Source organism: Luteococcus sp. Sow4_B9 (assembly GCF_052116585.1).
Taxonomy (GTDB): Bacteria; Actinomycetota; Actinomycetes; order Propionibacteriales; family Propionibacteriaceae; genus Luteococcus.
Window position 1 is genome coordinate 18440 of record NZ_JBQKKT010000015.1, and the last position, 22783, is coordinate 41222.

Genomic DNA, 22783 nt, shown 5'->3' on the forward strand with positions numbered 1-22783 from the left:
GAATCATCATTCGTATTAGTTCAAGGTCACTACAAGGGAGTATGGCAATGAAGGACGTGTTTGTAGTCGCTGGGGCGCGAACAGCCATTGGTGGCTTCATGGGGTCGCTGTCCAAGCACACCCCCGTCGAGCTGGGTACGCAGGTGGCTTCAGCTGCCCTGGAGCGGGCCGGGGTCGATCCGCAGGTGGTGGACAATGCTGTATTCGCGCAGATCGTCCCCACCTCAGGTCAAGACCTGTACACCTCGCGGATGGTCAGCATCGGCGCCGGCATGCGCGAGTCAACCGATGCCTTCAACGTGAACCGGCTCTGCGGTTCCGGCGTGCAGGCCATCATCTCCGGCACGCAGTCGATCCTGATGGACGACGCCGAGATCTCCCTCGTGGGCGGCGTCGAGGTGATGAGCCGTGCCCCCTACATGGTGGAGGGGATGCGTGCCGGCAGGGCGATGGGTGACGGCGTCCTCCAGGACTGGCTGACCGGAACCCTCTCCTGTCCCTTCGAGGGGTACCAGATGGGGGTCACGGCCGAGAACGTCGCCGAGGAGTACGGCATCACACGGGAGCGTCAGGACGAGTTTGCCCTGCAGTCCCAGGAGCGGGCCGCCGCCGCGATCGCCGACGGTCGCTTCGCGAGCCAGATCGTGCCCATCGAGGTCCGCAAGGGCCGCGAGACCATCGTCTTCGACACCGACGAACATCCCCGCGCGACCAGCCTGGACAAGCTCGCCGCCCTGAAGCCAGTCTTCAAGGAGGGCGGCACCGTCACCGCCGGTAACAGCTCCGGCATCAACGACGGCGCCGCCGCGATGGTGCTGGCCTCGGGAGCGGCCGTCCAGCAGCACGGCCTGGCGCCGATGGTGCGGATCGTGGCCTGGGGCATGGGCGGCGTCGCCCCGTCGGTGATGGGCATGGGGCCGGCCGTCGCGGTTCCCAAGGCACTGGCCAAGGCTGGACTGACGTTGGACGACATCGACGTCGTCGAGTCCAATGAGGCCTTCGCCGCGCAAGCGCTGGCCGTGCAGGACGCGCTGGGTCTCGAATCCACACGCACCAACATCGACGGCGGGGCCATCGCCCTCGGGCACCCGGTGGGCGCCACGGGAGCCATCCTCACCATCAAGGCCGTCCACCGCCTCCGCGAGGTGGGCGGCAAGTACGCACTGGTGACCATGTGCATCGGCGGCGGTCAGGGAATCGCCCTGCTCCTGGAGGCCGTGTGATGACCGAACATCTGCACGTCCCCGTCCTGGAAGCACCCATCCGTCGGGCAGCGGTGCTGGGCGCCGGTTCCATGGGCGCGGGCATCGCCGCCCAGATGGCCAATGCCGGCATCGAGGTCCTGCTCTACGACGTCCCCGCCGCCGAGACGACTCCGGGGGATGCCCCCGAGGTCCGGTCCGCGCGCGCTCGGGCCGGAATCGAGGCCCAGATCAAGCGCCGCGGCTTCATGCGCCCCGACTTCGCAGAACGGGTCACCCCGCTCAACACCGAGGATGACCTGCCCCGGCTGGGCGAGGTGGACTGGATCGTCGAGGCCGTCTTCGAAGACATCGAGGTGAAGGCGCAGACCTATGCCCGGATCGCACAGCACCGCGCTCCCGGCAGCATCGTCTCCTCCAACACCTCCACCATTCCGCTGGCCCGACTGGTGGAGCGGATGGACGAGGACATGGTGCGCCACTTCGTCATCACCCACTTCTTCAACCCGCCGCGCGTCATGCGGCTGGTGGAGATCGTCTCCAGTGGGCGCACCGACCCCCAGGTGCTCTCCCGCGTGGTCACCGTCACCGAGCAGCAACTGGGCAAGGTGGCCCTGACCTGCCGCGACACCCCTGGCTTCATCGCCAACCGGATCGGCAACTTCTGGATGGAGAGTGCCGCGGCGATCGCCCTGGAGCGAGGTCTGCCCCTGGAGCTCGTCGACGCTGTCTTCTCCCGGCCCTTCGGCATCCCACGCACGGGCGTCTTCGGGCTGTTCGACTACATCGGGTTGCAGCTGGCGCCGTCGGTCTGGGGCAGCCTGCACCGCGCTCTTCCAGCGGACGACGCGATCCAGCGCTTCGACCTGGTGAACCACCCGCTGATGGTCGGGCTGCGGGAGCGCGGCCTGACCGGCCGCACCGGTGAGTCGGGCTTCTACCGCGGACGCGACGAGGTGGTCACCGAGACCTTCGAATACCGCCCCCGGATGCAGCTCGATGATCCGGCCGTTGCTGCAAAGGATCCCCGAAGCGTGATGGAGGTCGACAGCCCCGGCGGGCGCTTCGCCTTCGACGCCTTCGCGGAGACCCTCGACTACTGCTGCACCACTGCTGCCGAGATTGCCGACACGATCGAGGACATCGACCAGGCAATGGTGCTGGGCTATGGCTGGGGCGCGGGTCCCTTTGCCCTGGCCGACCGCGTCGGGTTGGACTGGCTCACGGAGAAGTACCGGGCCACTGGCCGCCAGGTCCCGTCCCTGCTGCAAGCGGCACAGGAGGCGGGCGGTTTCCGCCCGTCGCCGGGCACCGTGCTCTCGAGCAAGGGTCTCGTGGTGGACCAACCCGTCCGAGACGGCGTGGTGCGTCTGGAGGACCTGACCGCCGACGTCCCGGTGCTGCTGCGCAATGATGCGGCCGTCGTTCACCTGCTGGACGACGGTGTGGCGGTGTTCAACATGACCACGCCCATGCACTCGGTGAGCTCCGGGGTGCTGGATCTGATGGACGAGCTGCTCGCCAGCGCCGAGACCAACGGGGTGCGCGCCCTCGTGCTGGCCTCCGACGACGAGCGAGTCTTCTCGGCGGGTGCCGATCTGGCCACCTTGGTGGAGCTGGGCCGTTCGCAGGACGAGGAACGCATCACCGAGTTCGTGGCTCGCGGTCGCACGGTGTACTCCCGCCTGCGCTTCGCCCCCTTCCCGGTGGTCTCGGCCCTGTGTGGACTGGCCATCGGCGGTGGTGCGGAGCTGGTGCTGCACTCGGACCTGTCCGTGGTGCACGCGGAGGCCCAGCTGGGGCTGCCGGAACGCACGGTTGGGCTGCTGCCCGGCTGGGGCGGCTCGCACCAGCTCGTCCGGATCATGCAGGAGGCGGGCGTTGCGAGCCCGGTGGAGCAGGCCTTCGACGTGATTGCCCAGGCGACGCCAGTGGCCGGCGCGCACGCCCTGGCTGCTCGCGGCATGCTGCACACCCAGGACCGGATCGCCCTGTCTGCCGACCACGTGCTGGCCGAGGCGCTGCGGGTTGCCCGTGAAGTGGCCGAAGGCTACACGCCCCCAGCCGAGGCAACAATCCCTCGCCTGCCGGCCGGTACTGCGTTGGAGGCGTCCTGGGTGCCCAGTCCCCGGGCCGGCGAGAAGACCGCGAATGACTCGCGGATCCTGCGCTGTCTGGAGCGTCTGCACGTGGCCGAGGACGGTCAGGTGGAGCTGCCGGAGCGAGCCATGGGTGAGCTGGAGACCAAGGTGACGGTGGAGGCCTTCAGCCATCCCGACAGCGTCGCCCGGGCCGAGCACATGGCCAGCACCCGCAAGCCGCTGCGCAACTAGCGGGTCATGGCGAAGCCGGCCCCTCGACGATCGTCGAGGGGCCGGCTCTGCGCTGTCTGGCCAGGTTCAGGTGGGCCGCCAGCCTGTCAGCGGAAGGCGCCGATCCCGGTGATCCTCTTGCCCAGGATCAGCGACTGGATGCTCTCCGTGCCCTCGAAGGTGTGCATCGCCTCGATGTCCACCATCTGGCGCATGACGTGGTTCTCCAGCAGAATGCCGGAGCCGCCCAGCATGTCGCGTGCCTCGGCGGCGATGCGTCGGGCGGCGCGGGTGTTGTGCAGTTTGGCCATCGAGCCGTGCTGCTCCACGAGGTTCCCGGAGGCAGCCAGATCGGCCAGCCGTCGGCAGTGCAGCGCCATCGAGGTCAGGTCGGCCAGCATGTTGGCCAGACGCTGCTGGATGAGCTGGAAGCTCGCCAGCGGCTTGCCGAACTGTTCGCGCTGCAGCGCGTGTGCCAGGGCCAGCTCATAGCAGTTGATGGCTGATCCCAGGGCCATCCAGGAGATGGCAGAACGGGTGGCGAACATGGCCTTGGTGGCGGCCTTGAAGGAGCTCGCGCCCGGCAGGCGGCAGCTGTCCGGCACCCGCATGTCGGTCATGGTGATGGTCACCTGCGGGATGATGCGCATGGAGACCTTTCCGGTGATGGGTTCCGTCGCGTAACCCGGGGTGTCCTGCGGGACCAGGAAGGCCCCCACATTGCCGTCATCCATCCGGGCCCAGATGACGGTCACGTCGCCGACGCCAGCATTTCCGATCCACCGCTTCTGGCCGTTGATGATCCACTCGTCGCCGTCGCGACGGGCAGAGGTCTCCAGGGCCACCGAGTCCGAACCATGGTCGGGCTCGGTCAGGCCGAAGCCGGCGAGCTTCTGCACCCGGGACAACGGCTCCAGCCACTCGTCCTTCTGCGCCTGGGAGCCGAACATGTGGATGCTGCGCAGCACCAGCCCTGCCTGAATGGCGATGAAGGCGCTCATCGAGACGTCGGTGCGGGCGGTCTCCATCTGGACCAGCCCGGCGGCCAAGGGGGACATCTGCTCCTGGCCGGGGAGGTCCAGCCCGTCGGCCACCAGACCCAGCTCTCCCATCCGCTGGACCAGGTGGACGGGGTACTCGGCCTTCTCCCAGGCCTCGTTGATCTGCGGGAGCGCCTCGTCGCCGAAGGTGCGGGCTCGCTGCCAGAAGTCCAGATCCGCTCCTTGGACGTCGGAGAACAGTGAATAGAAGTCGGTGGTGTCTGGAAGCATCGGTTCGTGGGACATCTGTCGTCCTTTCGGGATCGAGTGGTGCGGGGTCGAGATGGTGCGCCGCGCTGCTGGGCCGGCGGAGGTCTGTGCCATGCGGCTCGTGGGACCGTCGTTGGTGCCGCGGAGCCAGATTTGTACGAATGGCGATTAGTCATAGAGTATTGATCCAGTGAGAGAACCTGTCAAGGGATCTGGCAGGCTGTGCTCCATTCGTGGGTGGCCTGGTGTCCGTCCGCCCAGATCGAGGATGCGAGGAAGACATGGTCAGCCAGAAGCGCCGCAGTGAGATCTGCGCTGCCGCCGTGGAGCTGTTCGACGAGCGGGGTTACTACGGCACTGGCATGGAGGACATCGCCAAGGTGGTGGGAATCCGCGCGTCCAGCATCTACAACCACTACAACTCAAAGCAGCAGGTTCTGGGTGACGTCAGCGTGCAGATCACCGAGCAGTTGCTGCGGGAACATGCTGCCTGTCTGGTGGGAGTGAGCGATCCCCGGGAGAAGGTGCGGGCCTCCATGCGCAACCATGTTCGCTTCCACGCCACGCATGCCCCCCAGGTGCGGGTCTCCAATCGCGAGGTGAAGGCACTGCAGGATCCCTATGCGGGCATCGTCCGCCAATTGCGTCGCGACTACGTGCAACGCTGGGTTCAGATCATCGAGGAGGGGTGTCGCCAGGGGCTGTTCACCATCGCTGACTCGAAGATCGCCACCTACTACATGGTGGACATGGGGACGGGTGTCTCCGTCTGGTTCCGGCCGGGCGGGGCCTACGAGTTGGATGACCTGTGTGAGCTCTATGCCAACGCCGCCCTGAGGCTGCTGAGAGCCGTTCCGCCGAACTGAGTCGGCGCGAGACATCCGGTTGACGGCGTCTTCCTGCAGTGGGGCAGGAGGACGCCGTCGCTGTCTCCGGCGCCTGTGGCGGGGCCGGCGAGATTGGTCGGACGAAAGTTGTTGACACCGAAAATTGGCATTGGTAGCGTCATCGCAACTTCAAAGTACGAATCGCTATTCGTATATTTCGCAGCAAGGACGCTGCCCCAGATCCTCTCTAGGAGCCCACGATGATGGACAAGGTTGTTGCATCTCTCGACGAAGCACTCGATGGACTCAAGCCCGGCATGACCCTCGCCGCTGGTGGATTCGGCACCTGTGGCACCCCCTTCACCCTGATCGACGGGATCGTCGAGCGGGGTATCGGTGACCTCACCGTCTACTCCAACAATCCCGGCACCCAGGTGGACGACCATGCGCTCGGCCTGTCCAAGGCCGTCGAGGCCCGGCTGATCAAGAAGTTCTGCGGCTCATTCGTCGGTTTCGCGCGTGAGTTGGAGAAGCAGTACCTGACGGGCCAGGTGGACGTTGACCTGATCCCACAGGGCACCCTGGCCGAACGGATGCGCGCTGGTGGCGCCGGCATCCCAGCCTTCTTCACGCCCACCGGCGCCGGATCGATGGTCTCCGAAGGTGGCCTTCCGGTGCGCTACGACGCGGAGGGCAAGGTGGTGCTGCGTTCCGAGCCCAAGGAGACCCGCACCTTCATCCGCAACGGCGTCGAGGAGGAGTGCGTGCTGGAGGAGGCGATCGTCACCGACTTCTCGATCGTGCGCGCCCACAAGGCCGATCGTGACGGCAACCTCGTCTTCCGCCTCACCGCGCAGAACATGAACCCGCCGGTGGCCATGTGTGGCCAGATCACCGTGGCGGAGGTGGAGGAACTCGTCGAGGTGGGCGAGCTTCGCCCCGAGGAGATCCACGTGCAGGGCATCTTCGTTGACCGAGTGCTGGTGCTCACTCCGGAGCAGGCCGCTGACAAGGTGGCGGAGCGCATCATCACCCGTTCCCCCGAGCCTGAGGACAATGAGCCCCACCGTGCGCTGGTGGCCACGGACGCGGACGGCAAGGAGATGGGCTGGACCCGTGCTGGCATTGCCGCCCGGGCGGCCAAGGAACTCAAGGACGGGAGCTATGTGAACCTGGGCGTCGGGATGCCGACGATGATCCCGGACTACCTGCCCGAGGATGTCCAGGTGGTCTTCCAGTCCGAGAACGGCCTGCTGAAGTTCGGCCCCTTCCCGCTGCCCGAGGAGGTGGACGCCGACCTGATCAATGCCAGCAAGCAGACCACGACGCTGGCCGCTGGCGGTTCGACCTTTGACTCGGTGCGCAGCTTCGACATGATCCGCGGCAAGCATGTGAACACGGCCGTGCTGGGTGCGCTGCAGGTCAGCGAGAAGGGCGACATTGCCAACTGGGGCATCCAGGGCCGCAAGACCAATGGCATGGGCGGTGCGATGGACCTGGTGAAGGGGGCCCAGCGCGTCATCGCGATCATGGAGCACGTCAACAACGAGGGCGAGCTGCGCGTTCTCAAGGAGTGCGTCTACCCGCTCACAGGTCCGCGGTGCATCGATCTGATCGTCACCAATCTCTGCGTGCTGGAGGTCACCGAACGGGGCCTGGTGCTGGTGGAGCTGGCTCCGGGTGTCAGTGAGGAGAAGGTGCGCGAGCTCACCGAGCCGGAGCTGCTGCTGCCGTGAGGTGATCCGCTGAGTCGTGTCAGCCCCTTCCTGGCGGTCGGGGGATGGCATGGAGTGCGGGCCGTGGAGGCTTTCCACGGCCCGCACTCACGTCTGCGTGCACCCTGTCACCGCCACCCTGTGGAGCGCACTGGCAATCTTCAGCCGGTGGCCACCTGGAGTTCATCTTCTCTGACGGTGCTCCGAGCTTTCCCTGTGGTGGTTGACCTCTGCACACTTCACGCGGATTGGTCACCAGACAGTTGTCCACTTCCACCATCCGTTCAACAAGTCTTCAACAAGGCGCTCTGGTTAGGACTTGTGCACAGGGAAAGGGAGTTATCCACAGGCTTTCTGTGGACAACGATGCACATTCACAGCTTCTCAACTGCTGACCTATGTCGGTCGATCTGTTGCATGACGACATGTCAGATTCCACCCCATGGCACCCGGATCCCCTTCCGGCAGCGCCCCCAAGCTGCCCGAGTCACACACCGCACACCTGCGACCCCGCCGTAGCCCGCGCATGGCTGCGGCGGGTGTGCTGCTCGCCTGCCTGGGCGGACTGGGGGCCGCGGTGGCCTACCAGCAGGCCGCCCACTCCAACCAGGTGGTGGTGGTCCAGCGCCCCGTGGCACGCGGGGAGCAGGTCCAGGCCGGTGACCTGGCCGTCGTGACGATTGGCCCCGCGCCGGGGGTGCGCACGCTTCCAGCAGAGCGTCTGGGCAGCCTGGTGGGGCAGCAGGCACTGGTGGACCTCGCCGCCGGATCGCTGGTGGGTGAAGGAGCCGTGGGGCGGGCGGCGCTGCCCAAGGGCAAGGCCCAGATCGGACTCAAGCTGGTGGCCGGCCGCGTCCCCAATGCCGAGCTGCCCGCGGGAACCAGGCTGAACCTGGTGGAGGTCACGTCGGACAAGGCCCAGAGCACTGGGCTGGTGGTGGAGGCCGAGGTGGTGCTCGCTCCGGAGCTGATGCAGGACGGCAGCACCCGCACCATGGACGTGGCCGTTCCGGAGACCCAGGCCGAGCGACTGGCGGACCTTGCCGCCCGAGACCTCGTGGTGGTCGTGCGACAGGCGGGCAGCTGAGATGGCGGTCATCACCTTGACCAGCGCCACCGGATCGCCCGGCGTCACCACCACGGCACTTGGCCTGGCACTGCACTGGACCCGCGACGTGGTGCTCGCCGACTGTGACCGGGATCCAGCCCAGTCCCTTCAGGCCGGTTGGCTGCAGGGCGTCGACCTGGCCGGCCGCGGTCTGGCCTCTCTGGCCGGGGCCCACCGGGAACACCGATCCCTGGCGGAGGAGCTGTGGCTGCAGACGGTGCCCTTGGTTCCGGCGGCCACGGTTCCGGCCGCCACGGTGTCAGCGGTCACGCTTCCGGACAGGTCCGCGGGAACCCCTGCCGGGCAGGGTGCGGGAGACGCGGCCTCGGGTACTGCCCAGCGCAATTTTCTTCCGGGCTTCACCCACCCGGGCGCCGTTCGGCTCTTCCAGCCGGTCTGGCAGGAATTCCTCGACGTCTGCCGCGGGCTGGATGCCACTGGTACCGACGTACTGCTGGACGCTGGGAGGATCGGCTGCGACGGCCTCCCGCCAGCGATGGTGGCAGCCAGCGACCTGGTGCTGGTCTGCGTGCAGAGTTCACTGCGCGGCTTGGCCGGGCTCCAGCTCCACCTGCCCACCATCCAGGCCCAGGTGGAATCGCCGGGGATGAGCGCCGCCATCGAGATCGTCCTCGTCGGCCCGGGGCGGCCCTACGGAGCAGGGGAGGTCTCCCGCCAGTTTGGGATTCCCGTCGTCCACAGCATCGCTTGGGACCCGCGTCAGGCAGCCGTCCTCAGCGACGGGGAGCAGTTGGGCGTCCTGGCCCGCTCCCGTGGCCTGGGAGCCCTGGCCCGCAGCTACCGGGCTGTCGGATCCCGACTCGCTCAGACCGTGCGCCGACGCTCCGACATCGTCGCGGGCACCCGCAGCAGCGGCGACTGGAGTGCGTGATGGCGCGCCGACAAGCAGAGATGGTGCCCGATCTGGGAGCAGCGCTGGGAGCGCTCCCACCGGTGCGTGCCCAGGCTGACCTCCCCGCGTGGGCCACACCCGCCCGGGCCACGCCGACGCCCACCACGGGGAATGCGCAACGCGGTGCCGTCGACTGGGACGTCGTGGTGGTGCTGCGTCGACGGGCGTCGGAGGAAATCAGCGACGCCGTGGACCTGTGGGCACGCGAGCACGCCCGAACCATGCCGCTGGAGGACCGCCGGATGCTGGGGCGCTCCGTCATCCGGCAGGTGGTACGGGCCCACGCGGAGCACCTGGCCCAGCAGGGGCAGGCCTTGTGGCCGATCGAGCTCGAACAGGCCTACGCGTCCGCCGTCGACAATGCCATCTTCGGCTACGGCCGGCTCCAGCCGCTCTTCGAGATCCCTGACGCCGAGAACATCGAGATCCATGGCTGGGACGGCGTCGTCGTGCAGTACGGCGACGGGCGACGAGAACCACACCCGCCGGTTGCCGACTCCGACGAGGAACTGGTGGAGGCCATCCGATTTCTGGGCGAATCGGCAAATCCCAGCCGACCCTTCGACGATGCGCACCCGATGATGACCTTGGCGCTCGGCGACCGCTTCCGGCTCCACGCCATCGGATTCGGCCTGAGTTTCCGCCCCAGCATCGTCATCCGCCAACACATCCTGACCAGCGTCACCCTGCGGCAGCTGGCAGAGGGCGGGATGATGCCGCTCGAACTGGCCGGCCTGCTCCACGAGGCCGTCCTGGCCCGCAAGTCGATGGTGATTTCGGGCGACCAAGCTGCTGCGAGTTTCGAACTATCCTTTGTGATTGATACTTCAACTTCTTAGACCTGCCTTCGGCGGCAAATAAGAGATTGATGGGAGCACGGTGACGAAGGAGCCGCGCGGACCATCAATCTCTTATGCAGTCGTCCGAGAGAGAGACGAGCAAAGGTGAGCTTGCGAGCCTTTGTGAGGAACGATCCCCTTGACTCTCAATAGATATTTTATGTTTTCCCTCTGAACCCACAGTTTTCTAGGGGAAATACCGTCTCGTCAAAAGTTCCCCGAAATTGGCACCGTACTTTGTAGAGAAACGAGGAAATTGGATGTTACTCTAATAGTGGCTTACAAAACAACTACTAGAAAGGAGAAAGCCAATTATGAACATTAACGACATGCTTACGGACTTTTCGGGAGGTATCCCGACCAACGCACGTGAATTCCCAATTCTTGTGAAACTCGATGGCGCAAACTCGGGCAATGAGCGTGAGAAGACTTCTCCAGATGGAAGAAAGACTTATAGCGTTGCAGGAACTGTCATGAGTGTTCGTGATGGTGAACCCATGGCAATGAAGAACTGCTTCATCAACACGATTGAGCCTGTCACTGCTGGTTTCGATCTCTTTGCAACCACGCTTCTTCGCGCTGAAGGCAAGATTTGGGTCAAGGCTTTTGAGAGTAACGGTCGCGTTTCCTACAGCATTACTGCTGAGAAGTTGGTTCCGGTCAACCTCTCTCAGGAGAAGGCTGCCTGACCTTGAAATGAAGATACCCCTAGGGGATTGTTTCCTAGGGGTCTTCTGAAAGGAGTAGCCATCACAACTACCTAAGGACATTCTACAATGATCGACAACTTTCATTCCAGTGAGTTCCAAGAGAACCATTACAGGAGCATGCAGTTCCTCAAGAAACTTGGGCGATTTTGCTTGCGCCCCCCCGGTCTTCCTCGCGCTTCTTTGGCTCTACTTCTGGGCTCGGACTCAACTAAATTCTTACGACCCTGTAGCTTCAAACTGGGTCGTCTTCACCGGTTTCGCGTGGTGGATCGTGACCCCCGCTTACCTCTTCTTTAAGTTCTTCTGGCACGCGGGCAAAACTGCGCGTCTGACTTACGAGAAGTACAAGCACCGCCAAGCCGTTTCAGTCCCTCGCAACCTACCCACCTCTGAATCCCTCAGTTTTATTGTCCAGAATCACCGGGAAATCCTCGCTGGCGCTGGTCTTGTTGAGGCTGATCCTCAGGCGGGTGCTAACCAAAGGGCTTTGGCTCAAGGGGCTGCCCTCTATGGCAAGCGAAGACTCATTCAGGCTGCTGGGGCGGCGGCGGTTGCTGCTGATGCTTTGAGTTCAACTAAGAAAATCCCGGAACTTTTGCAAGTTTTGCCCATCGATGCCTACCGTTCCGAACTGGTCTTTCAAATGCTTCCCGGTCAAACCTCTGAGCTTTGGGCTGAGAAACATCTTGAGCTTGCCTCTGGCTTCCGCGTACCTCGCGTCTCGGTCTCGCAAGACCTCGAAATGAGGGGGCTTGGACTCGTTCAGGTTTCGGTCTTCCATCAGGACGCTTTGGAATCTTCCAGCAGCCTTGACACGACGGGGTGGTTCGATGAGTGACCTCGCTTTCCGCGTGGGAGTGACAGAAACCGGTTCCGCTCTCGTGATTGACCTCGGCATGGCTGCTCATATCGCATGCCAAGGATCTACTCGTTCGGGCAAAAGTGTTCTGTCCTACTCGATCCTCGCTAATGCTGCTCGTCTTCCTGAGGTTCAGGTCTGGGGCTGCGATCCCACAGGCGTTTTGCTGAAACCTTTCGCTGAGACTGCCCCAGAGCGGTTCGTTCTCGGCACCAAGGACCCGGCAAAGTTTGCTGATCTTGCTGAAAGTCTTGTGGCTGAGATGGATCGTCGGATCGAGGAAGAGATTTACGCCAAAGACCTCGACAAGATTGACGACTTCTCGGCGGACCTTCCTCTGATGCTCTTGGTGCTGGAGGAAACCCCCGGAATCTTCGACTCTATGGCTTCGGTTGACTCTCAACTGAAACCCGCTGAGCGCAGTAAACCACGCTTTGACCGCGCATATTCTCGCTTGGTCTCGGAGGGCGCGAAGGCGGGGGTGCGTGTCTTGCTCATCGCGCAGCGAATGGATACGGAAGTCATCGGCGGTCGTCAGCGCTCTCAATTCGCTACCGCTATCACTCTTAGAGTGCCTGATTCGACTGCCGTGCGGATGCTCCATCACGATGTGCCTGAGGACGTCGCGGCAATGATCCCCCGTGCCAAGCCGGGTGTCGGAATTTGCGAAACCCCCGGAAATCTGGTCCGTTTCCGTGGTTACAACTTGGACTACAAGACCTATCTCGACCTCGTTCGAAAGGGACTATCACGACACAACACTACTAAAGGAGTACCAAACTATGTCTGATTTCATCACGACGTTCTTCCAGACGGATGGACACGTCATCCCCGCCGGTTACGTGATCGCTGGCTTTACCTTGATCCTCGCGGCGGTCGCTCTGCGCGGATTCTGGCTGAAAACCTCGCTAGTCCTGGCATCATTTTGGGTCGGCTTCGGCTACTATGCGTCCCGTTTTCTACCCATGACCACTTTCCCAACTGAGGGCTACGAATGGTCTTGGTTCGCCTTTTATGGGCTGCCCTACTGGGCGCCGATCCTTCTCGTTGCAGTCACTGCATTGGTGAAGGCTGCGGATCAAATGAGTTCTTGGATCGACCGATGGGGAATCAAAATTGACCCCTTTTTGACTGAGGAGGAGAAGCATGAAGCGCTTTCCCGTTGATCCTCGTCAAATTTACTCGCTGCGTGGCGCTGCCCGCTGTCTGGGTATCGATCCAAAGACTCTTTCCGCCGCTGTTCGACGCGGCGACTTACCCGCTTACGTTCTGGGCAAGACTAAGTTCAGCATCTCTGGCGCTGATCTGATCAACTTTATTGAAGGTTCCCGCGTAGATGGAAACCCTCAGTGACAAGGAACTTCTGGTTCGGAACAAGGGGCTCCTGTTGCGGGAGCCCTGCGTTCGACCCATCAACTTGCCGATGGTTGACACTGCCACGGGCGAAGTTCAGACTTTTGAGGCTCCCTGCGGATCATCCTTTCACCGGCTCTGTCCTTCCTGCGCTGCCCGAAAGAGCCGGGATAACTGGCTGATTTGCACGTCTGGCTTTCAATCAGTCCTAGGCGTTGAAGCGCCACCAACCGGAGAGTATTTCTACTTCCTGACCCTGACTGCCCCTTCTTTCGGCAAGGTTCACCGGAAGGGCTCTTGCCCTTGTGGCAAGAAGCATCAGGAATTTGATGAAAAGCTGGGTTTACCCCTACATTTCGCAAAATATGATGTCGAGGGTCAAGCCCTCTGGAACAGTCTTGCACCCCGGCTTCTCAACAGGACTTGGACCCTGCTACGGAAAGAGGTTAAGGAACTGCACTATTGGGGCTCTGTTGAGTTTCAAAAGCGTCTTGCTGTTCACTACCACGTCCTCATTCGCACTTCTGAACCTCTAGACTCTTCCGTCGTTGCTGGCGTTCTCCGCCGCGTTCATGTTTGGTCCGGGTCTGGTCACACTGGGGAACGCATTGTCTGGGGTCCTCAAACTGACTTTCAGCCTATCGAGACCTCGGACTCTACTGCTCTGACCTACTTACACAAGAGCTTGGGCTACTCCCTCAAGGACTTTGGTCGTGACCTGGAAACCCCTGATCTAGTGGACTTTTCCCGCTTCGCTGCTGCTTTGACTGCTGCTGGTGACTCCATCCGCACCTCGGGGACCGTGCCCGGTCTCAACCCTCGCGTTCGCCGCTCTTACGCCGGTGGTGCTGGCTTTACCGGGCATCGCGTCATTAAGTCCCGTGGCTGGTCTGCTCTCACTCACACCTCCCTTGCTCTGGCTCGGCGCGCCTACGCTCAGGCGCTTCGTGCTGCTGCCGCCTTCGCGCCCTCCACTTGGGAACTTGTAGATCGCCCCTACTCAACTTCTCCCGAAGTTGTGGCTCTGACTAGGCTCTTCGCGGACCAACTCTTCGAATCCATCCGCGTTCTCTCCCGGCGCATTGCTGCTGCTACTCGCGGCGACCCTCTCCCGCCCTTAACCTTGGACCATGGCTACTCCACTGCCTCGACCTGACTCCCCGGAACTGGCTTCACCCTTCGCCCGAGCCGTGGCTGCCTCTCTGGAACTCTCTCCTGAGGACGCTTCCTCAATCGCGGCTGTGGTTAACCCTGCAAATACTCCACACCCGCCCCATCAGGAAACTCAAAAACCTGCCCAAACCGGGGATGAATCTTCACCCTCCCAAGATTTGTAGTGCTCTGCGTCCTACTTCTACCCTGCGGGGACAACCTCCCCCCTTGGGCAACTGTGACTTTCTGGATTACTGCCTGAACCGCTTCCCGCTGCTTCTTGGGCTCTGCATCAAACAACCACCCCATGATTCGCTCGGGGCTCACTGGCTCTGGCTCTACAAGGATTTCCTCAATTTTTGCATCCAACTCGTTCAGGTGCTGGGTTGCCTCTTCTAGCCTTTTCGCAACGATCGGAATGGCGGAAACCTCTACGCTTGCCAAGGCTTCCCCTAGCGCTTTCACTCTTTCTTGCGCTTCTGCTCTCTGTTGACTCAACTTCCCTCCGGCTGCGGTCAACCTCTTCGCGCGCTTTTGCTGTTCCTTTTCGAAGGCTCTTAGCACCTCGCCGCTTTTGAGCGCTATCGAGGTGTACCTTATTGCCACTTGATCTACCACTGCTGAGATTGAGCAAGTGCATTGCTTCTTCGCCGCCGCCGAACATACGTACCTTGGATATTGTTTAGTCCCACTGGGGTACATAATCTGCCCACACTCGCAGTACAAAACCCCTCGAAGCAGTGGGGTTCTGCTGCTCTTTTCCCTAGGGGCTCCTACTTTCTTCCTTGCCATCCTCCGCTGTAAGGTTTCCCACTCTTCGAAGCTGAGGTAAGGGTCTCCTACGACAATGGCTTCCCCTGTTTCATCACGGAAAGCTGTTCTATCCCAGACTTTGCGGTGCCTATCTGCCCCCGGTGAATATGCTTGCCACCCTGCCAAAGCTGGCTGAACTAGAGCCCTCTGAACCGCTGCTGTCGTCCATAGCTTGCCCGGTCGCGTCCTGAATCCTCGTTTGTTGAGTTCTCGTGCCACTTCGCCGGCTTGGGCGGCTTCCTCCATAATCATTCTGATCATCAGGCGCACTACTTGGGCTTCATCGGCACGATGCACGAGCTTCGCTAGCTTCCCCGCACGCTTCGCGCGGAAGCCGTATGGGGGTGTTCCTCCAACCCAGCCGCCTTCTAACGCTCGCTTCAGTTTATCGGTCTTGATTCTTGCGCTGGTTGTGGAACTTTCTGCCTGCGCTACCGCTGACATGATGTTCAGCTGCAAGGCTTTGCCCGGGTTGTTGGGGTCCATCAAACCATCTCGGGTTGTGTGGATCATTGCCCCTGTGCTCTGGCACAGGTCGATCAGCTGCCCTACGGCAGTGACTCTTCGCCCCAATCGGTCCATGGCTAGGGCTACTACCCTTTGAACCCTGCCCTCTTCCACTAGCGCCTTCAGCTTCTCAAAAGCTTTTCGCTCTGCGTGGCTGCTCCACCCGCTGGCTACCTCCTCGAAGATGTGATCTTCATCAACTCGGTAGCCTTCCCGCTCGCAAAGCTCTAGGCACTCTGCCCGCTGCACTGCCAGACTGCGGTTCGCTTCCCCCGGTTGGTTGCTCTTGCGTAGGTAGATTGCGGCTTCCATGCCTTGCCCCCGATGGTTCGAAGTATCGTTCGAAAGCTTACGGTACCTCAGGGCGCGGGCAAGACGACACTTCTCCGAGCGCTCATCGACGCCATCCCATCCACCGAAAGATTCGGCACCCTGGAGACCGACTACGAACTGCTCACCCACCTGCAGCCGGGGCGCGGCAACATGGTGGCGCTGCAGGCGCGGATCGGGATAGGCGAGCGGGGTGCCGACGGCAGCAGGATGGGTGAGTTCACCATCAGCGACCTCATCCCGGAGGCCCTGCGGCAGAACCTCTCCCGGATTGTCGTCGGTGAGGTGCGCGGCGGCGAGGCCTCGGCGATGTTCGAGGCCATGCAGTCGGGGGCCGGTAGCCTCTCGACGACGCACTCCCACTCCGCCTCATCCACGATGGACCGACTGGCCTCGCGCGTGGCGCAGGGCGGTGTGTTGGGCATTGACGAGGCCTATCGCCAGATTGCGCACAACATCCACTTCCTGGTCCATGTGCGCCTGGTCGACGACACCTGGCGGGGCGGGACGCGCAGCCGACACATCTCAGAAGTGCGGACCCTGACGGGTGCGATCGAGGGCGGTCGCCCGATCACCCACCTGCTGTACCGGGCGGCGACGCCGACACGCCCGGGCGTCTGGCACCCTGATCCACAGCTTGTGGACGAGCTGGCCGAGTTCGCCGGAAGCTTCGAGGCGGTGCCATGACTCCCGTCCTGGTGGGAATCGCCGCCTTCTGTGTCGTGGCAGGAATCCTGCTGCTCGTCGTCGGTCTTCGGAAGGTCCCCCGCCACCCATCCACAGCCCGATCCACAAGCCTGTGGACAACTGTGGACAACTGGTGGCGGCGGTGCAGTCGCACGCAGCGAATCCACATCGGCGTCACCTTTGCGGCGGCTGCGGTGATCTTCGTCCTGACCGGCTGGCCGGTCGCCCTGGTACTGGTACCGCTCCTCGGATTGGGGCTACCAGCGCTGCTGGCCGATCCGCCCAACCGTGACGTCCAGATCCTCGAGGCCCTGGACCGCTGGGTGCGCTCGCTCGCGGCCTCCCTGCCCACCGGAAAGTCGGTCACCGATGCCATCCGGGCAACGTCGGGACAGGCGCCGGAGCTGATCCGCAGCCCGGTCCAGGTGATGGTCGCGCGTCTGGACTCGCGGTGGACGCCCCGCGAGGCATTGCTGGCGCTGGCCGATGATCTGGACAGTCCGGACGCCGATGCCGTGATCGCAGCCCTGGTGCTGTCCGCCCGACGCGGCGGTGTCGGCGCCGCAGCAACCCTGGCCGAGCTCGCGGACTCCATCCAGGCCAGGCTCCGCGCCCTGCGCGAGATCGAGGCGGAGCGGGCCAAACCACGCGTCGTCGTGCGGCAGGTGACACTCATCAGCGTGGTCGCGGTGGGGCTGGGAGTCCTGCTGCAACCCCACTTCTTTGCTCCGTACCGCAGCCCGATCGGACAGGTGGTGTTGAGCTGTCTGGTGCTGGCCTATGGCGGCTCTCTGGCAATCATGCGCCGGATCACCCGGCCCCGTCGTCGGGAACGGATCCTGCGGCAGGGCGCCGTCCCCAGCAAGGATGTGGTGATCCATGCGTGACCCGTCGATGGTGGGGGTGATCGCCTCCGGTGCCGTGGGTGCCTTGGGCATCTTCCTGGTGCTGGCCGGGCTGCGTTCTCGCGTTCCACGGCTCGACGAAGCCCTGGCGAGCCTGTCCGGGATGCCCGAGGAGATGAGCGCGGGCAGTACGGGGTGGGGGATCGAGAATGACGAGCAGGACGCACTCAGCCGGCTGGGTGCCTGGGCTTTCACCCGGCTGCGCCTGCCCCTCGCGGACCGGACCCGGCGGCTGCTCGGGCTGCGTGGTCGTTCGATCGGTGACTTCTTTGCCGAGAAGCTGATCCTCTGCGCCCTCGGACTGGTCGCTCCGCTCCTGTTGGGCGCAGCGCTGCTGGGTTTCACGGGCGCAATCGCGCCCGTGCCCATGGCGGTCTCCCTGCTGGCCGCCACTCTCGGCTGGTTCTGGCCGGACGTCGTGCTCCGTCGGGGAGACGAGTCCGTGCGGGCCGACGCCGGCGAGGCCCTCCACACCTTCTTTGACCTCGTGACCCTGGAACGGCTGGCCAATGCATCGTCGAGCCAGGCAATGCTGGCGGCTGCCTCCATGTCTGACGTTCCGCTCTTCACCCGCCTGCGGGGTGCGCTGGAACGAGCCCGGCTGGAGCAGCGACCACCGTGGAACGAGCTGCGCCGATTGTCTCGAGATCTCGAGCTGCCCGAGATTGCGGACATGGCGGACGTCATGCGCCTCGACGAGCAGGGCGCGGCGCTGGCCGAGACCTTGCGCGCCCGGGTGAAGGAACTCCGCGACGCCCACCTGATGCAGGAGAAGCTCGCCGCCCAGCAGGTCTCCGAACGGATGACGCTGTGGATGGTGGTGCCGTCGCTGGTCTTCGGCCTGATCTTCCTGACGCCACCGATCCTGAAGCTCCTGGGGGTGGGCGGATGACCCTGCCCCAGCGGACGCCCACGGGAAGTGCGCTCCCTTCGTTGACGCCCACGGAGCGTGGGCCCCTTGATTTCGTGTCCACAACCGTGGCCGCGGTGATGTCGCAGTACCCAACAGTCTCGTGAAAGGAACCATCATGAACATCCACTCCCTGCTCGGCCTGATCGTCCAGTTGGTCATCCCGGTCCAGGACCTTGCCAAGGGACGAACCCTGGCTCGACGCGATGAGCGAGGTCTCTCGCAGTCCACGGAGAATGCCGTGCTGCTCGCTGGCGCGGTGGCCGTTGCGGTCATCGTCGTGGGTGCCGTCACCCAGTACGTCCAGAGCAACATGCCCAAGTAGGACCCATGATTCACGCCATGGCGAGCGCAGCGCGACGCCTGCGGACCGTCCCCGGCCACGGTCCGGGGGAGCGGGGCATGTCCGAGTCAGTGCAGTGGGCCGTCCTGCTGCCAGTGCTGATGCTGGGCATCCTCGGCGCCATCCAGACGGGGATCGTGCTGTACGGCCGCAGCGTCGCCGCCCATGCCGCGCTCGCTGGTGCCGAGGCCCAGGCGCTGGCGGGCGCGTCGGGCGGCTCGGGCGAACGGGTGGCCCGTGAGCTCGCTGAACAGGGCGGTTTGCGCGACGTGAAGATCGTCGTCGCACGCCCCGGTGGCGAGGTTCGGGTGCAGGTCCGTGGGCGGGTGGACACCTTCTTCGCGGTCGGCCCCACCACGGTCGAGGGTGACGCCGTGATGCCGATGGAGCTGCCATGAGTCGGTGCCGAGCGCGCACGCAGGGCCGCGACGAGCGTGGGGCAGCGGCGGTGGAACTGGTCATCCTGGTCCCGGCGCTCGTGCTGGTGATCGGAGTCCTGGTGGCTGGTTGGCGCCTGTGGTCGGCCAGGGCTGAGGTGACCGACGCTGCTGCCGCCGGCGCGCGCGCAGCAACTCTGGAGCGCGGCGGAGCGCAGGCCCGTCAACGGGCGGAGAGGGTGGCCCAGTCCAACCTGGACACCTTTGGGCTCCGCTGCGATCCAGCCGCGGTGTCGGTGGACACCACTGGCTTCCATCGACCGAGCGGAAGCACAGCGGACATCACGGTGGATGTCACGTGCCGGGTGGCCCTGCAGGACCTGCTGGTTCCCGGTCTGCCGGGGTACTGGGAAGTCTCCGGCAGTGGCACACATCGGCTCGACACATTCAGGGAGAGGACCCCATGAGCAAGGTGCTGAGAAGTGCGCTGGCCCTGGCCACCATCGCCACCCTCGTCATCGGCGTGCCCTGGGCGCTCGTCGCCTTCGGTCGATTCGACGCGTTGCGGGGTCTGACCTGGAGTCATCTGCTGGTCGTGCCCGACACGGGAGGCCTCGTCCTGGCCGCGATGACTGCAGCCGGCTGGATTGCGTGGGTCGTGCTGATGGCCTCGTTGGCATCGGAGCTGGTCGCAGCGCTCAGCCGGGGCAGGGTCCGCGTCACGGTGCCGGGAACGGCCCTCGTCCAGCCCTTCGTCGCCGTCCTGGTGGCCTCGGCGCTCTCGATCATCACGGCACCGAGTGCAGCCGCGGAATCAGGTGCGGATGGCACCGTCGCGGGTGGCTCGGGAGGCGTCATGGTTTCACGTGCAACGCCGGATTCGGCGCCCTGGGGTAGGGACGGAATCTCCTCGGGGGCCATCCCACCCGCGCAGCCCCGCTCCGCGGTCACGGAGCAGGGGGCGACGTCTCGGGCAGGTGATGACGGCACGGATGTGAGTCACGGCATGTCGCCGAAGCAGGCAGCGGCCCCCGGGGACGACGGGCAGCCGGTTGCCCCCCAACCACAGGGAAGGACATTCGTGTTGCACGAGGTGGCACCGGGTGAGGATCTCTGGACGATCGCCGAGCAGTACTACGGGGACGGAACCCAGTGGCGTCGGATTGCCCAGCAGAATGACCTCGACCCTGTGCAACCACTCGCGGTGGGGCTCCAGCTTCGTCTCGATGGCCCAGTCGCGCCGGTGGTGACAGCCCAGGCCACTGACGCCGTCGGCGATGACTCCACGCAGCACGAGGAACCTCCTGGCGCAGTGGTGGTCGAGGCCGGCGACAGTCTGCAAGAACTCGCCCGGCGGCACCTTGGCGACGGCAACCGCTGGACCGAGATCTGGGAACTGAACCGTCAGACGATCGCCAATCCGGACCTCATTCAGCCCGGTTGGCAGGTGGAGATCCCCTCCACCAACACAACCGAGCATGCCGGCCAGACGGACCTGTCCCATACCGCACCTGCGGAGGGCGAGGACGAAGCATTGGGGGCACCCGCGTCGAGCCCGCCTGGATCGGAGACCGATGAGCCTGGCCCGGAGGGGTCCAAGGCTGATGAGTCTGGCCCAGCGGGGTCCAAGGCTGATGAGTCTGGCCCAGCGGGGTCCAAGGCTGATGAGTCTGGCCCAGCGGGGTCCAAGGCCGATGAGACCGGCCGCACGATGGAAAGGGCCCCCGGCGCCCCGCCGCCGGTGCGGGATTCCGGCGCCCCTGCTCCAGGATCGGTGGCGGACCTGCCAGGCTCCGCCCCACGTGGTCCGCAGGGGGCCGACCCGGCTTCGCTGCGAGTGCCAACCGAGTCGGGATTCCGCGAACCCGATGCCACCGCTGGCATGGCTGCGGCTGCCGACCAGATCGACGAGCTTGCGGCTGTTCGGATCGCGGTGGGGGGCCTGCTTGCCGCCGGTCTCGTCGGGGCACTGGCGAGCAGGCGACGGGAGCAGTTGCTGCAGCGCACGCTGGGACGGCGAATCCCGCAGGCGGAACCTGATCACCAACGGTTCGAGGCGGCCCTGGCGCGGGTGGCCAGTGAGCGGACCGAACCCCCGCAGGAGGTGCCAGTCGCCGGGGCCCTGCTCGGAGTGGACGCCGACGAAGAACCACTGATCCACGATCTGGAGGCGGCCGTGACCACCACGGTCAGCGGGGACGGCAGGTTGGTCGACTCCTTCCTGGCAGCGGTGGCGACGGGGCTGGTCCTGCACCCCTGGTCTGCAGAGAGCCGGGTGCTGATCGCCGGTGACCTGCCGTGGATGCGCAGCTTGGACGAGCCGCAGGCCGAGGTCTGTGCCCAGGTGGAAGCGGCCGTCGAGCAGCTGGAGCGTCAGGTGATGGAGCGGCGTCTGGCGCTGGGACGGGCCAGGGCCGACGGGGCAGTGGTGCCGGCGAATCCCGAGAAACTGGCGAGTCCGGGGAAGCCCGTGGAGCTGTCCCAGCTGCGTGCCGCCCCGGAGACAGGAGAGGCCTGGGCGCCGTTCATCCTCGTGCTCGCGGATGACCCCACGCCGGAGCAGTGGGGACGAATTCAACGCAGCCTCGAAGGCAGCCCGGTTGGCGTCAGCGTGCTGGCTGTGGGTGACCAGGCCCTGCTCGCCGGTGAACACATCCAGGTGTCGGGGGCCGGTGCAGCGCGGTGTGAGAAGACTGACCGCGATTTCCGCCCGTGCCTGCTCGACCCGGCGGCCCGCAGGGCCCTGACGGACCTCTTCGAGCAGACCTCCAGCACCGACACCACGCAGGCGCCGTGGTGGACCCCCGACGACGACCTTCCCCCCAACCTTGCGCTGATCAATCCGCGCCGCCCAGCCAGACACTTCGACGAGGAGAGTTCCGTGGACACGTCCGGCAGCTCACACCCCACACTGTTGTTGCTCGGTCCCGTGGACCTGCGGGGGTGCCGTGGGATCGAACCGAACCGGGCGCGACGCCAGTGCATGGAGTATTGCGCCTGGATCCACCAGAACCCGGGACGGACCTCCACGGCGATGGCTCGCGACCTACTCGTCGCCGAGGGCACGCGTCGCTCGAACCTCAGCCGGTTGCGCAACTGGTTGGGCGACGACCCGAATGGTGAGCCCTACCTGCCCGACGCCTACTCGGGGCGCATCCAACTCCACCCCGCGGTGGACACCGACTGGGAGCACCTCCAGTTGATGATTGCCGCTGGAGTGAACAGGACGTCCACCGACGCCCTGGTGGATGCCCTGCAACTGGTGCGGGGCGCACCGCTGGCCGATGCCGCGCCGGGTCAGTGGTACTGGGCGGAAGAGCTGCGCACGGATATGGTCTCCGTCATCCGGGACATCGGCGTCGTCCTGACCGAACGTGCCCTGCAGTCGAACAACCTGGAGCTGGCCCGTTGGGCGGCCGCCCGGGCCCTGCAGGCGGCGCCGGGCGACGAGTTGCTGATGCAGGCACGCCTCAGCACCGAACACGCGGCAGGCAACCAGCACGAGGTGGAGCGTCTGGTCCTCCAGGTGACGCGGCAGGCCAGGAATCTGGGTATCGACCTGAGGGAGGACACCGTCGCCCTCATCCAGGAGGTGATGGAGGGGCGCCGCCGGGCGCAACAGGCCTGATGGGCGCCGGGCGCAGCAGGCCTGATGGGCGCCGGGCGCAGCA

At 64.6% G+C, this 22783-nt stretch carries 21 protein-coding genes and 1 pseudogene; 20 read left to right on the forward strand and 2 right to left on the reverse strand.

Annotated elements, in window-relative coordinates:
- Window positions 1-47 precede the first annotated feature (47 nt).
- Window positions 48-1223 (forward strand): acetyl-CoA C-acyltransferase, encoded by a 1176-nt coding sequence (locus ACTQ49_RS10100; RefSeq protein WP_441827719.1) that lies wholly within the window; start codon window positions 48-50, stop codon window positions 1221-1223.
- Window positions 1223-3535 carry a 3-hydroxyacyl-CoA dehydrogenase NAD-binding domain-containing protein gene (locus ACTQ49_RS10105; protein ID WP_441827720.1) on the forward strand — a complete coding sequence of 771 codons (2313 nt, stop codon included), beginning with the start codon at window positions 1223-1225 and terminating at the stop codon, window positions 3533-3535. The genes ACTQ49_RS10100 and ACTQ49_RS10105 overlap by 1 nt, the downstream gene beginning before the upstream one ends.
- Before the next feature lie 86 nt (window positions 3536-3621).
- Here ACTQ49_RS10105 and ACTQ49_RS10110 read toward each other — a convergent pair whose 3' ends face one another.
- A complete protein-coding gene (locus tag ACTQ49_RS10110) occupies window positions 3622-4800 on the reverse strand; it encodes an acyl-CoA dehydrogenase family protein (RefSeq protein WP_441827721.1) in 1179 nt (392 codons plus the stop codon).
- A 245-nt stretch (window positions 4801-5045) separates the two neighbouring features.
- Here ACTQ49_RS10110 and ACTQ49_RS10115 point away from each other — a divergent pair, with 245 nt between their 5' ends.
- The 11 genes from ACTQ49_RS10115 (at window position 5046) to ACTQ49_RS10165 (ending at window position 14244) form a co-directional block, all read left to right on the forward strand.
- A complete protein-coding gene (locus ACTQ49_RS10115) occupies window positions 5046-5630 on the forward strand; it encodes a TetR/AcrR family transcriptional regulator (protein ID WP_441827722.1) in 585 nt (194 codons plus the stop codon).
- Window positions 5631-5851: 221 nt separating this feature from the next.
- Window positions 5852-7327: a 3-oxoacid CoA-transferase gene (locus ACTQ49_RS10120; RefSeq protein ID WP_441827723.1), complete on the forward strand. Its 1476-nt coding sequence runs from the start codon at window positions 5852-5854 to the stop codon at window positions 7325-7327.
- A 421-nt stretch (window positions 7328-7748) separates the two neighbouring features.
- Entirely contained in the window at window positions 7749-8393 is a 645-nt protein-coding gene (locus ACTQ49_RS10125) for an SAF domain-containing protein (RefSeq protein WP_441827724.1), read from the forward strand.
- Window position 8394: 1 nt separating this feature from the next.
- The gene (locus tag ACTQ49_RS10130) at window positions 8395-9306 is read left to right on the forward strand and encodes a hypothetical protein (protein WP_441827725.1); all 912 of its coding nucleotides are present in this window, start codon (window positions 8395-8397) and stop codon (window positions 9304-9306) included.
- On the forward strand, window positions 9306-10166 hold the full coding sequence (locus ACTQ49_RS10135; protein WP_441827726.1) for a hypothetical protein: 861 nt from the start codon (window positions 9306-9308) through the stop codon (window positions 10164-10166). The genes ACTQ49_RS10130 and ACTQ49_RS10135 overlap by 1 nt, the downstream gene beginning before the upstream one ends.
- Window positions 10167-10480: 314 nt before the next feature.
- Complete coding sequence (locus ACTQ49_RS10140; RefSeq protein ID WP_441827727.1) at window positions 10481-10855, forward strand: hypothetical protein; 375 nt, start codon at window positions 10481-10483, stop codon at window positions 10853-10855.
- A gap of 292 nt (window positions 10856-11147) precedes the next feature.
- Window positions 11148-11714, forward strand: coding sequence for a hypothetical protein (locus ACTQ49_RS10145; RefSeq protein ID WP_441827728.1), 567 nt, complete (start codon window positions 11148-11150; stop codon window positions 11712-11714).
- On the forward strand, window positions 11707-12525 hold the full coding sequence (locus tag ACTQ49_RS10150; RefSeq protein WP_441827729.1) for an FtsK/SpoIIIE domain-containing protein: 819 nt from the start codon (window positions 11707-11709) through the stop codon (window positions 12523-12525). Before ACTQ49_RS10145 ends, ACTQ49_RS10150 begins: the two co-directional genes overlap by 8 nt.
- On the forward strand, window positions 12518-12901 hold the full coding sequence (locus ACTQ49_RS10155) for a hypothetical protein (RefSeq protein WP_441827730.1): 384 nt from the start codon (window positions 12518-12520) through the stop codon (window positions 12899-12901). Before ACTQ49_RS10150 ends, ACTQ49_RS10155 begins: the two co-directional genes overlap by 8 nt.
- Window positions 12882-13088 carry a helix-turn-helix domain-containing protein gene (locus tag ACTQ49_RS10160; protein ID WP_441827731.1) on the forward strand — a complete coding sequence of 69 codons (207 nt, stop codon included), beginning with the start codon at window positions 12882-12884 and terminating at the stop codon, window positions 13086-13088. The genes ACTQ49_RS10155 and ACTQ49_RS10160 overlap by 20 nt, the downstream gene beginning before the upstream one ends.
- Window positions 13072-14244 carry a replication initiator gene (locus tag ACTQ49_RS10165; RefSeq protein ID WP_441827732.1) on the forward strand — a complete coding sequence of 391 codons (1173 nt, stop codon included), beginning with the start codon at window positions 13072-13074 and terminating at the stop codon, window positions 14242-14244. Before ACTQ49_RS10160 ends, ACTQ49_RS10165 begins: the two co-directional genes overlap by 17 nt.
- An 89-nt stretch (window positions 14245-14333) precedes the next feature.
- Here the strand turns inward: ACTQ49_RS10165 and ACTQ49_RS10170 are convergent, their stop codons facing one another.
- On the reverse strand, window positions 14334-15872 hold the full coding sequence (locus ACTQ49_RS10170; protein ID WP_441827733.1) for a recombinase family protein: 1539 nt from the start codon (window positions 15870-15872) through the stop codon (window positions 14334-14336).
- An 18-nt stretch (window positions 15873-15890) separates the two neighbouring features.
- Between ACTQ49_RS10170 and ACTQ49_RS10175 the strand changes: the two are divergent.
- The 7 genes and pseudogenes from ACTQ49_RS10175 to ACTQ49_RS10205 all read left to right on the forward strand — a co-directional run.
- A pseudogene (locus ACTQ49_RS10175) lies at window positions 15891-16577 on the forward strand (ATPase, T2SS/T4P/T4SS family); the annotation flags it as partial.
- A complete protein-coding gene (locus ACTQ49_RS10180) occupies window positions 16574-17464 on the forward strand; it encodes a type II secretion system F family protein (RefSeq protein WP_441827734.1) in 891 nt (296 codons plus the stop codon). The pseudogene ACTQ49_RS10175 and the gene ACTQ49_RS10180, both read left to right, overlap by 4 nt.
- Window positions 17457-18374 carry a type II secretion system F family protein gene (locus ACTQ49_RS10185; RefSeq protein WP_441827735.1) on the forward strand — a complete coding sequence of 306 codons (918 nt, stop codon included), beginning with the start codon at window positions 17457-17459 and terminating at the stop codon, window positions 18372-18374. The genes ACTQ49_RS10180 and ACTQ49_RS10185 overlap by 8 nt, the downstream gene beginning before the upstream one ends.
- Before the next feature lie 136 nt (window positions 18375-18510).
- Window positions 18511-18717, forward strand: a complete 207-nt coding sequence (locus ACTQ49_RS10190; protein WP_441827736.1) for a hypothetical protein — start codon at window positions 18511-18513, stop codon at window positions 18715-18717.
- 77 nt (window positions 18718-18794) lie between these two features.
- Window positions 18795-19133 (forward strand): TadE/TadG family type IV pilus assembly protein, encoded by a 339-nt coding sequence (locus ACTQ49_RS10195; protein ID WP_441827737.1) that lies wholly within the window; start codon window positions 18795-18797, stop codon window positions 19131-19133.
- Window positions 19130-19579, forward strand: coding sequence for a TadE/TadG family type IV pilus assembly protein (locus ACTQ49_RS10200; RefSeq protein ID WP_441827738.1), 450 nt, complete (start codon window positions 19130-19132; stop codon window positions 19577-19579). Before ACTQ49_RS10195 ends, ACTQ49_RS10200 begins: the two co-directional genes overlap by 4 nt.
- Entirely contained in the window at window positions 19576-22740 is a 3165-nt protein-coding gene (locus tag ACTQ49_RS10205) for a LysM peptidoglycan-binding domain-containing protein (protein WP_441827739.1), read from the forward strand. Before ACTQ49_RS10200 ends, ACTQ49_RS10205 begins: the two co-directional genes overlap by 4 nt.
- Window positions 22741-22783 lie beyond the last annotated feature (43 nt).

What these genes read in the sequence shown, in the direction of transcription:
- ACTQ49_RS10195 (WP_441827737.1), top strand. Translation starts at nt 18,795, where the DNA reads ATGTCCGAGTCAGTGCAGTGGGCCGTCCTGCTGCCAGTGCTGATGCTG.
- ACTQ49_RS10130 (WP_441827725.1), top strand. Translation starts at nt 8,395, where the DNA reads ATGGCGGTCATCACCTTGACCAGCGCCACCGGATCGCCCGGCGTCACC.
- ACTQ49_RS10110 (WP_441827721.1), bottom strand. Translation starts at nt 4,800, where the DNA reads ATGTCCCACGAACCGATGCTTCCAGACACCACCGACTTCTATTCACTG.
- ACTQ49_RS10120 (WP_441827723.1), top strand. Translation starts at nt 5,852, where the DNA reads ATGATGGACAAGGTTGTTGCATCTCTCGACGAAGCACTCGATGGACTC.
- ACTQ49_RS10135 (WP_441827726.1), top strand. Translation starts at nt 9,306, where the DNA reads ATGGCGCGCCGACAAGCAGAGATGGTGCCCGATCTGGGAGCAGCGCTG.
- ACTQ49_RS10155 (WP_441827730.1), top strand. Translation starts at nt 12,518, where the DNA reads ATGTCTGATTTCATCACGACGTTCTTCCAGACGGATGGACACGTCATC.
- ACTQ49_RS10160 (WP_441827731.1), top strand. Translation starts at nt 12,882, where the DNA reads ATGAAGCGCTTTCCCGTTGATCCTCGTCAAATTTACTCGCTGCGTGGC.
- ACTQ49_RS10185 (WP_441827735.1), top strand. Translation starts at nt 17,457, where the DNA reads ATGCGTGACCCGTCGATGGTGGGGGTGATCGCCTCCGGTGCCGTGGGT.
- ACTQ49_RS10170 (WP_441827733.1), bottom strand. Translation starts at nt 15,872, where the DNA reads ATGGAAGCCGCAATCTACCTACGCAAGAGCAACCAACCGGGGGAAGCG.
- ACTQ49_RS10125 (WP_441827724.1), top strand. Translation starts at nt 7,749, where the DNA reads ATGGCACCCGGATCCCCTTCCGGCAGCGCCCCCAAGCTGCCCGAGTCA.
- ACTQ49_RS10140 (WP_441827727.1), top strand. Translation starts at nt 10,481, where the DNA reads ATGAACATTAACGACATGCTTACGGACTTTTCGGGAGGTATCCCGACC.
- ACTQ49_RS10205 (WP_441827739.1), top strand. Translation starts at nt 19,576, where the DNA reads ATGAGCAAGGTGCTGAGAAGTGCGCTGGCCCTGGCCACCATCGCCACC.
- ACTQ49_RS10200 (WP_441827738.1), top strand. Translation starts at nt 19,130, where the DNA reads ATGAGTCGGTGCCGAGCGCGCACGCAGGGCCGCGACGAGCGTGGGGCA.
- ACTQ49_RS10105 (WP_441827720.1), top strand. Translation starts at nt 1,223, where the DNA reads ATGACCGAACATCTGCACGTCCCCGTCCTGGAAGCACCCATCCGTCGG.
- ACTQ49_RS10100 (WP_441827719.1), top strand. Translation starts at nt 48, where the DNA reads ATGAAGGACGTGTTTGTAGTCGCTGGGGCGCGAACAGCCATTGGTGGC.
- ACTQ49_RS10150 (WP_441827729.1), top strand. Translation starts at nt 11,707, where the DNA reads ATGAGTGACCTCGCTTTCCGCGTGGGAGTGACAGAAACCGGTTCCGCT.
- ACTQ49_RS10115 (WP_441827722.1), top strand. Translation starts at nt 5,046, where the DNA reads ATGGTCAGCCAGAAGCGCCGCAGTGAGATCTGCGCTGCCGCCGTGGAG.
- ACTQ49_RS10180 (WP_441827734.1), top strand. Translation starts at nt 16,574, where the DNA reads ATGACTCCCGTCCTGGTGGGAATCGCCGCCTTCTGTGTCGTGGCAGGA.
- ACTQ49_RS10165 (WP_441827732.1), top strand. Translation starts at nt 13,072, where the DNA reads ATGGAAACCCTCAGTGACAAGGAACTTCTGGTTCGGAACAAGGGGCTC.
- ACTQ49_RS10190 (WP_441827736.1), top strand. Translation starts at nt 18,511, where the DNA reads ATGAACATCCACTCCCTGCTCGGCCTGATCGTCCAGTTGGTCATCCCG.